Raw genomic sequence first — 13,564 nt, 5'->3', positions numbered from 1 at the left:
CCGCGAAGAAGCCAGTGCAGATCAAAAGCTGATCACCCTTCCAGCTCGGCCCAGCGCTCTACCAGCACATCCAGCTCTGCCTGCAACTGCTCGATCTTGGCCAGCACCGCGGTGGTCTCTTCGATCGACCGCTGATAGAAACCTGGTGCATTGACCTCTTCCTGGGCCGCCGCCATGCGCTGTTCGACCTCGTCGATTTGCCCAGGCAGCATCTCCAGCTCACGCTGCAGCTTGTAGCTGAGCTTCTTCTTCGAGGCATCGGCAGCCGCCGCCACCGGCGCCGGTGCCGCTTGCACTTCCTGCTTCTCAACCACCGCGCTGTTGAGTTCGGACTTGCCGCCTTTGCTCTCGGTTACCCCCAGCAGCTTGGGCGAACCGCCCTGACGGATCCAGTCCTCATAGCCGCCGACATACTCGCGTACCTTGCCCCCACCTTCGAACACCAGGGTGCTGGTGACGACGTTGTCGAGGAAGGCCCGGTCGTGGCTGACCATCAGCACCGTGCCCTTGTAGTTGGCCAGCACCTCTTCCAGCAGTTCGAGGGTTTCCACGTCCAGGTCGTTGGTCGGTTCGTCGAGCACCAGCAGGTTGGCCGGCTTGCTGAACAGCTTGGCCAGCAGCAAACGTGCACGCTCGCCACCCGACAGCGCCTTGACCGGGGTCCGGGCACGCTGGGGGCTGAACAGGAAGTCGCCCAGGTAGCTCAGCACGTGGCGGTTCTGGCCATCGATCTCGATGAAATCACGGCCTTCGGCCAGGTTGTCGATCACGGTTTTTTCCAGATCGAGCTGATGACGCATCTGGTCGAAATACGCCACTTCCAACTTGGTGCCACGCTCGACCTTGCCCGAGGTAGGCTCCAGGTCGCCGAGCATCAGTTTGAGCAAGGTGGTCTTGCCGGTACCGTTGGCACCCAGCAGGCCAATGCGATCCTGGCGCTGCAGGACCATGGAGAAGTCCTTGACCAGCATCGGGCCTTCGGCATGGGCGAAGCTGACGTTCTCCAGCACCATGACCTGCTTGCCGGACTTGTCGGCCGCTTCGATCTGGATGTTCGCCTTGCCCTGACGCTCACGGCGCTCGCCGCGTTCGACGCGCAAGGCCTTGAGGGCACGCACACGCCCTTCGTTGCGGGTACGGCGGGCCTTGATGCCCTGGCGGATCCACACTTCTTCCTGGGCCAGGCGCTTGTCGAACAGCGCGTTGGCGGTTTCTTCCGCGGCCAGCGCGGCTTCCTTGTGCACCAGGAAGCTGGCGTAGTCGCCGTTCCAGTCGATCAGGCCACCGCGGTCCAGTTCGAGGATGCGGGTCGCGAGGTTTTGCAGGAAGGAGCGGTCGTGGGTAATGAACAGCACCGCACCATTGAACCCGCGCAGCGCCTCTTCAAGCCAGGCGATCGCACCGATGTCCAGGTGGTTGGTCGGTTCATCGAGCAGCAGCAGGTCAGGCTCGGACACCAGCGCCTGGGCCAGCAGCACACGGCGACGCCAGCCACCGGACAGCTCGGCCAGGGTCTTGTCGGCGGGCAGTTGCAGGCGGCTCAGGGTGCTATCCACCACTTGCTGCAGGCGCCAGCCGTCACGGGCTTCGAGTTCGTGCTGAACGTGCATGAGTTTTTCCAGGTCTTCGTCGCCCTGGATGTTCTGGCTCAGGTGGTGGAACTCGGCCAGCAGCGCACCCACGCCGTCAAGGCCCTCGGCCACCACATCGAACACGCTGCGCTCGTCGGCCAGCGGCAACTCTTGCGGCAGCTCGCCGATTTTCAGGCCCGGGGCGCGCCAGATCTCACCGTCGTCGCCCTTCTGTTCGCCCTTGACCAGGCGCATCATGCTCGACTTGCCGGTGCCGTTGCGGCCGATGATGCACACCCGCTCACCACGAGCGATCTGCCAGGACACTTTGTCCAGCAGCGGCATGGCGCCGAATGCGAGGGACACATCGCTGAATTTGAGCAGGGTCATATTGGTCTCCAGAAATCGGGCGCGCATTCTACCTGACTTGGGGCCCGAGGGCATTAAGTTGACCACCCTGCGAGGGCTTTACGACATCTGGTCGAGCTTAATGTCTTGATACAAGCACTGTGCTTTCATCTGCCGCCGGCAAACGGCTAAGCTAAGGCCATAGCTTCCAACAGTGCTGGCTTCGCCGTCACTTCCCCATGGTTCAACTGCCCGGACGTATCATGCGCAGCCGCCTGTTACAGATTGCATCCTGCCTGCTGCTTACCGCCGCCACCGCCAGCGCGGCGCAGGCCCTCGACCTCACTCAACAACGCCAGTACTACGACGAGGCCAAGCGCGCCCTGGCCAAGGGCGACAAAGGCCCTTACCTGCGCTATGCCCAACAGTTGCGCGACTACCCGCTGACGCCTTACCTCACGTACGACGAGCTGACCGCGCGCCTGAAAAGCGCCAGCAACGAGGAGATCGAAGGGTTCCTGGCCAAGCATGGCGACCTGCCCCAGTCCAACTGGATGAAACTGCGCTGGTTGCGCTGGCTGGCCGAGCGCGGCGAATGGAATACTTTCGTCAAGTACTACGACCCCAAACTCAATTTCACCGAACTGGACTGCCTCAACGGCCAGTACCAGTTGAGCCATGGCCTGCGCGCCGAAGGCTATGCCACGGCCGACAAGCTGTGGAACGTCGGCAAGTCGCAACCGGCGGCCTGTGACACCCTGTTCGGCATGTGGGCCGCCGAAGGCCAACTGACCGAGGCCAAGCGCTGGAACCGGGCCAAACTGGCGGCACAGGCACGCAACTACGGCCTGGCCAACAACCTGGTCAAGACCTTGACCACCCTCGGCCCACAAGGGCGTCTGCTGATCGACGTGGCGCAAAAGCCCGAGCTGCTCAACCAGCCATCGCGCTTCAGCCCGGTCAACGAAGCCATGTCCGACGTGGTCAGCCTCGGCCTGCGCCGCCTGGCCCGGCAGAACCCGGAGCGGGCCATGGCGCTGCTCGACGACTACGCCCAGCGCATGCACTTCTCGCGCGATGAAAAAGTCGCCATCGCCCGCGAAATCGGCCTGACCCTGGCGCGCCGTTACGACCCTCGCGCGCTCGACCTGATGACCCGCTACGACCCCGAGCTGCGTGACAACACCGTCAGCGAATGGCGCCTGCGCCTGCTGCTGCGCCTGGGCCGCTGGGAGGATGCCTACGAGCTGACCAAACGCCTGCCCCAGGACCTGGCCAGCAGTAGCCGCTGGAAGTACTGGCAAGCCCGCAGCCTTGAGCTGGCCCAGCCGAACAACCCGCAGGTCACCCTGCTGTACAAGACCGTGGCGCGCGAGCGTGATTTCTATGGGTTCCTTGCAGCCGACCGGGCGCAGACCCCCTACCAGTTGAACAACAAGCCACTGGTACTGAGCCCGCAACTGGTCAGCAAGGTGCGCAACACCCCGGGCATCCAGCGCGCGCTGGAATTCCACGCCCGCGGGCAGATCGTCGATGGGCGCCGCGAGTGGTACCACGTCAGCCGCCACTTCAACCGCGACGAGATGGTCGCCCAGGCACGCCTGGCCTACGACCTGCGCTGGTACTTCCCGGCCATCCGCACCATCAGCCAGGCGAAGTACTGGGATGACCTGGATATCCGCTTCCCGATGGCCCACCGCGACACCCTGGTGCGCGAGGCCAAGGTCCGTGGGCTGCATTCGAGCTGGGTGTTCGCCATCACCCGCCAGGAAAGCGCCTTCATGGAAGATGCACGCTCCAGCGTGGGCGCCAGCGGCCTCATGCAACTGATGCCGGCCACCGCCAAGGAAACCGCGCGCAAGTTCAGCATCCCGCTGGCCTCGCCTGCGCAGGTGTTCAACCCGGACAAGAACATCCAGTTGGGGGCCGCGTACCTGAGCCAGGTACACAGCCAGTTCAATGGCAACCGGGTACTGGCTTCTGCGGCCTATAACGCAGGCCCCGGACGAGTACGCCAGTGGCTCAAGGGCGCCAAGCATTTGAGCTTCGATGTCTGGGTCGAATCGATACCCTTCGATGAGACACGTCAGTATGTGCAGAACGTGCTGTCGTATTCGGTGATCTACGGGCAGAAGCTCAACTCGCCGCAGCCGCTGGTGGAGTGGCACGAGCGGTACTTCGACGATATGTAGCTGCGTCGGGGTCGTGTAGGGGCCGCTGCGCGGCCCTTTCGCAACGGAAGGCCGCGCCTACAAGACCTCGACTTCCATACCCACTTCAAGTACGCCACTGCCATCCACGGCCAGGTTCTGGCCGAACAACACATCCCCCTCCTTCTCGCGGAACGTCTTGAGCGTGGTCATCGGCTCGCGGTCTGCGCTGCGCTCGCCGGTCAACGGGTCGATCGTGGTGAAAATGCAACGCACACTGGGCTTGAGCACTCGAAACTCCAGCGCGCCGATGCGAATCCGCTTCCAGCCATCCTCGGCAAACGGCTCTGCACCCTGCACCACCAGATTCGGCCTGAACCGCAGCATCTCCATCGGCCGGCCAATGCGCCGGTTCAATTCGTCCAACGAACCCTGGCCGATCAACAGCAGCGGAAAACCATCCGGAAACGCTGCACGGTCACTGTTGAGGCCATAACCATTGGGCAGATAACGCGCCCGCTGTTCCGGGCAATAGACGAGCCGCACGTCCTTGCCAAGCAGCGCCGACAGCCACAGCGCTGCCGCGTCGCCGGCATCCGGTACCCGCAGGGTGTCACGCCAGAGGGTCACCCCCCGCAGGTCGTCGTCTGCAAGCGGTACGGGCACGCGAAGTGGCGCCTGCCCTGGGGCCTCCAGCAACAACTGCCCGGCAGCATCGTAGCTCGCCCTGAGCTGGCCGAGCTGTGGCCAGGCACGCTGGGTGAGAAAGCGGCCATTGTCTGCCTCCACCACCATCCAGCGACGGTCACCCAACAACCCCAATTGGCCAACCGGTGACGCCTGCAGGCTTTGCGCCCGCCCCGACTTCACCGGGTACCGATACAACTCACTCAGAAACATCCCTGCCGCCTCGCGTCATTCAAAACGCCAAGCTTATACCCCGCAGGGCCCGGTATCACGCAGTAGCGGAATCCAGCAGCAACCGCTGCTTGACCACCTCGACCAGACGATCCGGCTGGAACTTGGACAAGAAGTTGTCACAGCCAACCTTCTTGACCATGGACTCGTTGAAACTGCCCGACAACGAGGTGTGCAGCACCACGTAGAGCTGACGCAGGCGGGCATCGCTGCGGATCTCGGTGGTCAACCGGTAGCCGTCCATCTCCGGCATTTCAGCATCGGTGAACACCATCAGCAGCTTCTCGCAAACATCCTCACCGGCATCGGCCCAGCTCTTGAGCAGGCGCAAGGCTTTCAGGCCATCGCTGGCCACGTGCAACTTCATGCCCAGTTGCGACAGGGTGTCGCGCAACTGCGCCAGGGCTACGCTGGAATCGTCCACCAGCAGCACTTCACGCCCTCGCGCGCGGGCCAGCACCGGGTCGGCGAGGCGCTCGCCGGAGACCTTGGCGTTGTAGGGCACGATCTCAGCCAGCACCTTCTCCACATCGATCACTTCGACCAGTTGCTCGTCGACTTTGGTGATGGCGGTGAGGTAATGCTGGCGCCCGGCACTGGTAGGCGGCGGCATGATCGCTTCCCAGTTCATGTTGACGATGCGGTCCACGCCACCCACCAGGAAGGCCTGCACCGAGCGGTTGTACTCCGTCACGATGATGGTGCTGTCCGGCCCAGGCTGCAGTGGGCGCATGCCAATCGCCTGGGACAGGTCGATCACCGGCAAGGTCTGCCCACGCAGGTTGACCACCCCGCAGACGAAGGCATGGCGCTGCGGCATCAGCGTCAGCTTGGGCAGTTGCAGCACCTCCTGCACCTTGAACACGTTGATCGCGAACAGCTGCCGACCTGCCAGGCGAAACATCAGAATTTCCAGGCGGTTCTCACCCACCAATTGCGTGCGTTGGTCTACCGTGTCGAGAATGCCAGCCATTGGAAGCCCCCAGGCTTGAGTCGAAAAGTTGAGTTCTTCACCCTGTATCGGCGGATTCACGCACACCTTGACCCTTGCTGGAAAATGCCGCCGAGGCAATTGATATCACTTTACCATCATGCTTTACTGCGGGCACTTCACGGTGGCTGTCTGCCGCTTTGCACCTTGTTGCACCCTAGCCGCACATCAGGGAAACCCTTAGTGGCAATCGGGTGCAACCTGATGTTCGCGATATCCATTAGCCATTAATGTGACACCATTCTCATTGCATGAATGGAGTCAGGCTTTTGCTCGCTATCGTATCGCCGTGTCCGCCCCTTGCTGCAGCTCCAAGCGCTGGAGCGTCCTGATGGACAGTGCCTTATCGTTTGAAGCTGCCCTGCAGGAGTTTCTGCGGGATGCGCATGTCTTGCTGACTCAGTCCCAGGAGTGCCTGCAGCACCTGGAGCTGATCGACAACGATGCAGATGCCTGCAAGTGCCTGAACACCGCCCTCGACACCCTGGCCCGCCGTGCCAGCCGCCTGCAATTGGTTGAGGTTGCCCACTACACCACCGTACTGCAGCAACTGCTGGCACCCGCCTGCCAGCAGCAACGCCTGCTGCGTGGGGCCTTGCCGGCGACGGATGCCTGCCTGACTCTGCTGGCCTGGCAACTGGAGCTGACAGACCCCAGCACCGGGCAGCTGAACCTTGATAGCGGTGAACAGGTCACGCTGCTTACTGAATTGGCCAGTGTTTTGGAACAATCGCTACCGCAAACGTGTGCCTCGTGCGAAGAACAGGGCAGCCACTGCCTTCACCCACACGCAGACGCTACCCCCGACACGCGCCCTCGCGCTGCGCATTAACTCACCCGAAGAGCAACTAAGGGCCTTGTTCAAGCCCACGATGGTCTAACTTGGAAGTTCCCCCAAGTGTCGGCCGCAATACCGCTGGCATTAACCCGCTAGTTGCTCTGAAAGTGATTGCCAGCCGAATAACGGATGGCATTTTGCTACTTGCGCTAATCGGACGGACGTCCCGGAATACCCCGTAAACCATGAGGTTTCAAAGCGTTGCCCAGCAGCGACCAACGCCACGCGAAGTGTTACCATGCTCGCCAGCGAATGCCTGCAGTCTGTAACAAGGCTGATTGAGGACGTGACCCGGCAAAACTTCGAAAGTAATGCGCCAAAGCCTCTGGCAAGACGTGTGCAAGGCCTCCATCAGCAACACTTCAGTGGCTTCTCTATTTATGCTCCCACGCTTGAAGACTCCTCTGCGCTGCTGCTCCCGTACTGCGCTGCTGCGCTGGACGACGATAGTATTGTGCGTGGCCTCGGTGGTCGCCAACCTGCTGCTGTACATGGCCGGCAAACCGATGCCAGCCAGCCTGTTGCTGCTGCACGCTGCGGCGATGCTCGGCGTGGGCCTGCAGGTAAGCCTAGGGGCAGGGTCGATCCGCCTGCACCCGGCAGAACTGGCCAAGCGCATGCTCAAGGTTCAAGAGGGCGAGCGCCAGCAACTGAGCCGCGAACTGCATGACGACATCGGCCAACTGCTCACCGCCGCCAAGCTTCAATTGCAATGGCTGCAACGGCGGGTGCCCGATGAACTGCACAGCCACTGCGATACCCTGGGCACCACGCTCGACGACGCCCTTGGCAACGTGCGCGATGTCTCCGCCCTGCTCAACCCGCGGCAACTGGCCAGCCTTGGGCTCGAAGCCAGCCTTCGCGCGCACCTGCTGCGCACGCTGGAAAATACCGACGTGCACTGGAGCCTGGCATGCAACCAGCGCCTCAGGGGCATTGACGAAGCCGTCGCGATGGCAGTGTTTCGCATCACCCAGGAGGCCGTGACCAACATGTTGCGCCATGCCCAGGCGCGCAACCTGTCGATCCGCCTGCAACGCAGCCCCGCCGGGCTTGCCTTGAAGATCGAGGACGATGGTCGCGGTTTTCTCCCCGCCAGGCACCCGGCCGCGTCGGGCCAGCGTGGCCTGGCTGGCATGCAGGAACGCGTGACAGCCTTGCAAGGCCGCCTGCAGATCACCAGCCAGCCGGGCCTTGGCACGCAGATCGAAGCCCTGTTCCCGTGGCCGCCGCGCACCCGGGAACGCGCCAGGACCTTGACCGCCCATGACCTGTAAATTGCTGCTGGTGGACGACCACTCACTGATACGCGCCGGGGTGCGCGCGCTGGTCTCCGACATCCCTGGCTACTGCGTGGTCGGCGAGGCCGACGACGGCAATCTGTTACTTGAGCAGGTGCGCACGCTGGCACCCGATATCGTTTTGCTGGACATCTCCATGCGCTCGACCAGCGGCCTGGATGCCCTGACCCAACTCAGCGCCAGCGGCAGCACCTGCAAGGTGCTGATCCTGTCGATGCACACCGACCCGGACCTGATCATGCGCGCCCTGGAAAGCGGCGCCCATGGCTACCTGCTCAAGGACACCAGCGCCACCGAACTGGAGCAGGCCCTGTGCGCCCTGCGCAACGGCGAGCGCTACCTCAGCCCGGCAATCGCGCACACGGTCATCAACCAGGCATTGCTGCATACCCAGCATCGCAAGCAACCGAGCGGTGAGCGCCACACCCTGACTGCCCGCCAACTGGAAATCCTGCGCCTGATCGTGCGGGGCAAATCGACCCGGGAGATCGCCAGCGGCCTGGGGCTTTCGATAAAAACCGTGGAAACCCACCGCTCGCAGATCATGAAACGCCTGCAGATTCACGATGTGGCAGGCCTGGTGCTGTACGCGGTGCGCGAAAAAATCATCAGCCTGGACGACTGAGCAACGGCGACCCGGCCGGCAAGTGCAGGCGCAGCGCCGCTGGCCTTGCTTCGAAGCGCAGGCTGTCGGCCTGCAACGGCTCGCCATCGAGGTTGATGTCCAGGCCCTGCGAGCTCTTGATTTCAACCCACGGCAACCTGGCTCGCACAAACAACCCATCGCCGGCCACCAGGTCGCGCAATGCCCCCACCACCTCCTGCGGCGCCGGCAGGATGGCGACGTCGAGCAGGCCATCGTCAGCCAGCGCATCCGGGCACAGTACCTGGCCACCGCCGGCCTGCCGGCCATTGCCGATACCCAGTGCCAGCAGGTCACCTTGCCATTGAAAATCCGGGCCCTGCAGCTCTACCGACGCCGCCTGCAACTCGCTGAAACGCGATAAGCCCGTGAACAGATAGGCAGCAGCGCCCAGGACCTTTTTCAGGTCCTCGGAGGTGTTGGCCGTGACCTGGCTGCCGAAGCCACCGGTGGCCATATTGAGAAACAACTGATCACCGACCTGCCCCAGGTCGATTGGTTGCGCCGGGTTGTTCAGCAGCGCCAGCGCCTCTGCCGGCTCCAAGGGCACCCCCGCAGCCTTGGCAAAATCATTGGCGGTGCCCAGCGGCATCAGCGCCAGGCTGGCGTCGGTCGCCGCCAGGCCCATGGCCTCTGCCACATCGCGCAAGGTGCCGTCACCGCCCCCGGCGACGATATGGCTGTAGCCGGCTGCCAGTGCCTCGGCCACCAGGCGCTGGGCATCCCCGGCCTCCCAGGTTACCCGCACATCCAGCACCCAGCCGGTCTCGCGCATCGCCAGAACGGCACTGCGCAGCGCTTCGTTCATCGCCTGCTTGCCGTGCAGGATCAACATTGCCTTGCGCCCTTGCATCGCGCTTCTCCGAGAAAAATGACCAACCCTGATCTCGACCACTGACGCACACTGATCGTTGCATACCGAACACAATAAACAATGGATTTCAGCCATTTTCCACACACCCGCCAATGCCCGGCTATGCTCAGAAAATGCACAGTTGACAAGTATTTGACCCAAGCGCTGAAAATCACCCGGCGAGTCAGCATATTGACTCGGTCAACCTTGGGCCCCTATTTCCGAAAGCCATGGACGCGCCCCGGCAGCAGTGATTAGCTGACTGCCGATGGGCGCGTCTTTTCATCCGCGATCTGTAGCGAGGATTCCGGGACATGCGCATTCTCTGGACACTGCCCTACCTGCCTTGGCCGACCACCAGCGGCAGCAAGACCCGGCAATACCACCTGATGCGCGCACTCGCCCAGCGTGGCCACCGGATCACCCTGCTGGTGCAGTCCAAGATCCCCTTGAGCGACGCTGCCCGCGAAGCCCTCGAGCCCCTGCTCGAACGCTTGATCGTACTGCCCAGGCGTGCCCTGCACAGCCCGCTCAACCTGCTGGCATCACCGATCATCGACTACCCCATGCGGGCGATCATCAATGGCCTGGCGCCCTGCCTCAGGCACCGCTTCGAGCAATTGCTGGACGAGCCCTGGGACGTCATCCAGATCGAGCACAGCTACAGCTTCCAACCGTTCGAGAAGGCCCTGCAGGCCCGCGGCCTGCCCTACATGCTCAGCGAACACACCTTGGAATCGGTCATGGGCGGCGCTCGCCATGACCGCCTGCCGCTATGGCTGCGCCCGCTCAACGCATTTGATCGCTGGCGCTACCGGCGCTGGGAGCAACGGGTACTGCGCCAACCCACTGAAGTGGTGGCCGTCAGCAGCCATGACGCCGAGCTGATCGCCCAGATCAGCGGCCGCCCGGTGAACGTGGTGGTCAGTGGCGTGGACTGCGACTTCTATCAGCAGGTGCAACCCTCGCTGCACAGCCAGCGCCTGCTGTTTGTAGGCAACTTCGAATATGGCTCCAACCTGGAGGCCATCGAATGGGCGCTGGAAGAGATCATGCCGCAGGTGTGGATGAGCAACCCAGCAGTGCGCCTGGCCATTGCCGGCCATGCGCTGCCCGCCAGCTGGAGGCTGCACTGGAACGACCCACGCATCGAATGGGTCGGTTATCGCCCCGACCTGCGCGAGCTGCAGCGCCGCTCGGCGCTGTTCTTCGCCCCCCTGCTTTATGCCGGGGGCTCCAAGGCCAAGGTGCTCGAAGCGATGGCTGCCGGGCTGCCGGTGATCACCACCAGCAAGGGTGTTTCAGGGCTGGCCGTGAACAACGCTGAGCATTACCTGGGCAGCGACGATGGCGACCAACTGGCGCTGCTGATCACCCAGTTGCTCAACCAGCCGTGGCGCATGGCGCAGTTGAGCGAAGCCGGCCGGCAATTCGCTCGCCAGCGTCACGACTGGAGTGTCGCGGCGCAGCAACTGGAAAACGTGCACATGCGCCTGCACCAGGCACAGCCCACCGACGCTATGCAACTGCTGGGAGGCTGGCTCGGTCGTTCAGCCAAGTAGCTCGCTGAACGGGATAAACGGCACACTGTCACCCAGCTTGGGCGTGCTGCCTTCGCGCACCTCCACCAAGCCTTCGGCCCAGGCCGCACTGCGCAGCACCCCAGAGCTCTGGTTCTTGTAGATGCGCACCTGGCCATGCTCGATGCGGGCACGCAGGTACTCGCGCCGCATGCCTGGCTTGGGCCAGTCGAAGCCTGCCGGCATGTCGAAGCGCAGCGGCGTGACATCGGCCACACCCTGGCGCCGCAACAGGTACGGCCGCGTCAGCAGGCCGAAGGTGACCAGCGTGGAAGCCGGGTTACCCGGCAGGCCGATCACCGGCACACCGCGAAAATGGCCGAAGGTCAGTGGCTTGCCCGGCTTGATAGCCAGCTTCCACAAGGCCAGTTCGCCGGCCTCACGCAAAGCGGCCCCCAGGTAATCGGCCTCGCCAACAGAGACACCGCCGGTGGACAGGATCAGGTCAACATCGCCCAGTGCCCCCAGGCATTCACGGGTACGCGCCAGGTCATCAGGCAGAATACCCGCATCCCGAACCTCGCACCCCAAACGCTGCAACCAGCTGACCAACAGGCGACGGTTGCTGTTGTAGATCTGCCCTGGTCCCAAGGGCTGGCCAGGCTCGATCAGCTCGTCACCGGTAGACAGCACGGCCACGCGCACCTTGCGCACCACGCCCAGGCTGGCCTGGCCGAGGGTTGCAGCCAAGCCCAGCTCGATCGGCCCCAGGCGTGTACCGGCGCTCATCACCTGCTCGCCCTGACGCGTTTCCTGGCCTTGTGGGCGGATGTTCTGGTCGGTTTTCAATGGTTCGAGGAAGCGTACCCGACCGTCGTCAGTCACGTCGGCGTTTTCCTGCATCTCGACACAGTCAGCGCCGGCCGGCACCGGTGCGCCGGTGAAGATGCGCGCACACGTACCTGGCTGCAGGGGCTGTGGGGCATGGCCGGCAAAGATACGCTGGCTGACCGGCAAGGGCTCGCCCTGCCAGTCCGCCAGGCGCAGGGCGTAGCCATCCATGGCGCTGTTCGGCCAAGGCGGCAGGTCGAGAGACGCCACCAGGTCGCTGGCCAGCACGCGCCCCTCGGCTTCGGCCAACGGCACGTTTTCGGTTTCCCGGATCGGTGCGGCCTCTGCCAGCGCAAGCAACCGCGCCAAAGCGTCTTCCACCGGCATCAGCGGCCGGGCCTGATTGACCTCAGCCACGGCTTTCACAGGCCGCTGCCTGCTTCAGGTGTGGCACGAAATTGCACGGGCGATGGCGGGCATCGAGCTGCTCGGCGAGGATGCCGTCCCAGCCGGTGCGCACTGCATTGGTCGAGCCCGGCAGGCAGCACACCAGCGTGCCATTGGCCAGGCCTGCCAGCGCACGCGACTGTACGGTAGAGGTGCCAATATCGGCCACGGAGATCTGCCGGAACAGCTCACCGAAACCGTCCACCTGCTTGTCCAGCAGGCAGGCCACGGCCTCGGGGGTGCTGTCGCGGCCGGTGAAACCGGTGCCGCCAGTAACCAATACCACCTGCACGCCTTCCTCGGCGATCCAGGTCGCGACCTGGGCGCGAATCTTGTACAGGTCATCCTTGAGCAACACCCGCGCCGCCAGTTGATGACCAGCCGCAGTCAGGCGGTCGACGAACAGTTGGCCGGAGGTGTCGGTGTCGAAGGTACGCGTGTCGCTGACCGTCAGCACGGCGATGTTCAGCGGCACGAAGGGGGTATCTGCCTTGGCTTTCATGGGTGTCCGTCACAAGAAGATGGGATGGCGCATTTATAACACAGCACACCCCCGACACAGCGGCGCGCCCCTGTGCCCTTGCCCTTGGTCAATACTCAGGTTTTGCCGCTATGCTGCACTGTAAAGGAACTTGCGCGGACGCCCTGCGTCATAACTGTCATCTAGCACCATCGCACTGGAGAAACACGATGATTCAACGGACCCTTCCCGCCTTTCTGCTTGCCCTGGGCCTGGGCGCCCTCGCTGGCTGCGCATCGCCAACCGTCATTACCCTGAACGATGGTCGCGAGATCCAGGCAGTGGACACCCCTTCGTTCGACGAGGACTCGGGCTTCTACGAATTCGAGCAACTTGATGGCAAGCGTACGCGCCTGAACAAAGACCAGATCCGTACCGTCAAAGAGCTGTGATCTGGCTTCCCTTTTTGGCAAACGCCCTTTTAACAACAAGGGCTTGCGTGCAAAAAAGGGATGCAGTAGGATTTCGTTCATCGGAGTGTAGCGCAGCCAGGTAGCGCGTCTCGTTCGGGACGAGAAGGCCGCAGGTTCGAATCCTGTCTCTCCGACCACATCCTATTCAAGAAGCCCGCCTTGCGCGGGCTTTTTGTTGTGCGCCAAAAATGCCCCCTGCATGCACAGGGGGCGGCAGGCG

General features: G+C 63.2%; 12 protein-coding genes and 1 tRNA gene. 7 read left to right on the top strand and 6 right to left on the bottom strand.

Annotated elements, in window-relative coordinates:
- Positions 1–32 precede the first annotated feature (32 nt).
- Positions 33–1,961 carry an ATP-binding cassette domain-containing protein gene (locus tag LOY26_RS07955; protein WP_033700430.1) on the bottom strand — a complete coding sequence of 643 codons (1,929 nt, stop codon included), beginning with the start codon at positions 1,959–1,961 and terminating at the stop codon, positions 33–35.
- Positions 1,962–2,182: 221 nt separating this feature from the next.
- Here LOY26_RS07955 and LOY26_RS07950 point away from each other — a divergent pair, with 221 nt between their 5' ends.
- Entirely contained in the window at positions 2,183–4,111 is a 1,929-nt protein-coding gene (locus tag LOY26_RS07950; protein ID WP_186654024.1) for a transglycosylase SLT domain-containing protein, read from the top strand.
- A gap of 57 nt (positions 4,112–4,168) precedes the next feature.
- Here the strand turns inward: LOY26_RS07950 and LOY26_RS07945 are convergent, their stop codons facing one another.
- Together LOY26_RS07945 and LOY26_RS07940 are read right to left on the bottom strand one after the other, a co-directional pair.
- Positions 4,169–4,969 (bottom strand): MOSC domain-containing protein, encoded by an 801-nt coding sequence (locus LOY26_RS07945; protein WP_033700433.1) that lies wholly within the window; start codon positions 4,967–4,969, stop codon positions 4,169–4,171.
- 55 nt (positions 4,970–5,024) lie between these two features.
- Positions 5,025–5,960, bottom strand: coding sequence for a chemotaxis protein CheV (locus tag LOY26_RS07940; RefSeq protein WP_033700434.1), 936 nt, complete (start codon positions 5,958–5,960; stop codon positions 5,025–5,027).
- 349 nt (positions 5,961–6,309) lie between these two features.
- Between LOY26_RS07940 and LOY26_RS07935 the strand changes: the two genes are divergently transcribed.
- The 3 genes from LOY26_RS07935 to LOY26_RS07925 all read left to right on the top strand — a co-directional run bounded on the left by LOY26_RS07935 (position 6,310) and on the right by LOY26_RS07925 (position 8,742).
- Positions 6,310–6,810 (top strand): histidine kinase, encoded by a 501-nt coding sequence (locus LOY26_RS07935; protein WP_258714557.1) that lies wholly within the window; start codon positions 6,310–6,312, stop codon positions 6,808–6,810.
- A 386-nt stretch (positions 6,811–7,196) separates the two neighbouring features.
- The gene (locus LOY26_RS07930; RefSeq protein WP_186664154.1) at positions 7,197–8,093 is read left to right on the top strand and encodes a sensor histidine kinase; all 897 of its coding nucleotides are present in this window, start codon (positions 7,197–7,199) and stop codon (positions 8,091–8,093) included.
- Positions 8,083–8,742 carry a response regulator transcription factor gene (locus LOY26_RS07925; protein WP_033700438.1) on the top strand — a complete coding sequence of 220 codons (660 nt, stop codon included), beginning with the start codon at positions 8,083–8,085 and terminating at the stop codon, positions 8,740–8,742. The genes LOY26_RS07930 and LOY26_RS07925 overlap by 11 nt, the downstream gene beginning before the upstream one ends.
- Here LOY26_RS07925 and yegS read toward each other — a convergent pair.
- The gene (gene yegS, locus LOY26_RS07920) at positions 8,726–9,613 is read right to left on the bottom strand and encodes a lipid kinase YegS (protein ID WP_258714556.1); all 888 of its coding nucleotides are present in this window, start codon (positions 9,611–9,613) and stop codon (positions 8,726–8,728) included. The two genes, LOY26_RS07925 and yegS, sit on opposite strands and share 17 nt — an antisense overlap.
- A gap of 314 nt (positions 9,614–9,927) precedes the next feature.
- Between yegS and LOY26_RS07915 the strand changes: the two genes are divergently transcribed.
- Entirely contained in the window at positions 9,928–11,175 is a 1,248-nt protein-coding gene (locus LOY26_RS07915) for a glycosyltransferase family 4 protein (protein ID WP_186654000.1), read from the top strand.
- Here the strand turns inward: LOY26_RS07915 and glp are convergent.
- Together glp and moaB are read right to left on the bottom strand one after the other, a co-directional pair.
- Positions 11,164–12,390 (bottom strand): gephyrin-like molybdotransferase Glp, encoded by a 1,227-nt coding sequence (gene glp, locus LOY26_RS07910; protein WP_258714555.1) that lies wholly within the window; start codon positions 12,388–12,390, stop codon positions 11,164–11,166. The genes LOY26_RS07915 and glp overlap by 12 nt on opposite strands.
- Positions 12,374–12,913, bottom strand: a complete 540-nt coding sequence (moaB, locus tag LOY26_RS07905; RefSeq protein ID WP_033700442.1) for a molybdenum cofactor biosynthesis protein B — start codon at positions 12,911–12,913, stop codon at positions 12,374–12,376. The genes glp and moaB overlap by 17 nt, the downstream gene beginning before the upstream one ends.
- A gap of 188 nt (positions 12,914–13,101) precedes the next feature.
- Between moaB and LOY26_RS07900 the strand changes: the two genes are divergently transcribed.
- Positions 13,102–13,323: a YgdI/YgdR family lipoprotein gene (locus tag LOY26_RS07900; RefSeq protein ID WP_027596642.1), complete on the top strand. Its 222-nt coding sequence runs from the start codon at positions 13,102–13,104 to the stop codon at positions 13,321–13,323.
- Positions 13,324–13,404: 81 nt separating this feature from the next.
- Positions 13,405–13,481: transfer RNA gene (locus LOY26_RS07895), tRNA-Pro, on the top strand.
- Positions 13,482–13,564: the final 83 nt, after the last annotated feature.

The organism is Pseudomonas sp. B21-047, from assembly GCF_024748775.1.
Classification (GTDB): domain Bacteria; phylum Pseudomonadota; class Gammaproteobacteria; order Pseudomonadales; family Pseudomonadaceae; genus Aquipseudomonas; species Aquipseudomonas capeferrum.
Note: the sequence above shows the minus strand (reverse complement) of the source record. Positions and strands in the feature narration are given on the sequence as shown.

Excerpts from the sequence above, each read along its gene's own strand:
- LOY26_RS07955 (WP_033700430.1), bottom strand. The coding sequence starts at position 1,961 with ATGACCCTGCTCAAATTCAGCGATGTGTCCCTCGCATTCGGCGCCATG.
- LOY26_RS07950 (WP_186654024.1), top strand. The coding sequence starts at position 2,183 with ATGCGCAGCCGCCTGTTACAGATTGCATCCTGCCTGCTGCTTACCGCC.
- LOY26_RS07945 (WP_033700433.1), bottom strand. The coding sequence starts at position 4,969 with ATGTTTCTGAGTGAGTTGTATCGGTACCCGGTGAAGTCGGGGCGGGCG.
- LOY26_RS07940 (WP_033700434.1), bottom strand. The coding sequence starts at position 5,960 with ATGGCTGGCATTCTCGACACGGTAGACCAACGCACGCAATTGGTGGGT.
- LOY26_RS07935 (WP_258714557.1), top strand. The coding sequence starts at position 6,310 with ATGGACAGTGCCTTATCGTTTGAAGCTGCCCTGCAGGAGTTTCTGCGG.
- LOY26_RS07930 (WP_186664154.1), top strand. The coding sequence starts at position 7,197 with ATGCTCCCACGCTTGAAGACTCCTCTGCGCTGCTGCTCCCGTACTGCG.
- LOY26_RS07925 (WP_033700438.1), top strand. The coding sequence starts at position 8,083 with ATGACCTGTAAATTGCTGCTGGTGGACGACCACTCACTGATACGCGCC.
- yegS (WP_258714556.1), bottom strand. The coding sequence starts at position 9,613 with ATGCAAGGGCGCAAGGCAATGTTGATCCTGCACGGCAAGCAGGCGATG.
- LOY26_RS07915 (WP_186654000.1), top strand. The coding sequence starts at position 9,928 with ATGCGCATTCTCTGGACACTGCCCTACCTGCCTTGGCCGACCACCAGC.
- moaB (WP_033700442.1), bottom strand. The coding sequence starts at position 12,913 with ATGAAAGCCAAGGCAGATACCCCCTTCGTGCCGCTGAACATCGCCGTG.
- LOY26_RS07900 (WP_027596642.1), top strand. The coding sequence starts at position 13,102 with ATGATTCAACGGACCCTTCCCGCCTTTCTGCTTGCCCTGGGCCTGGGC.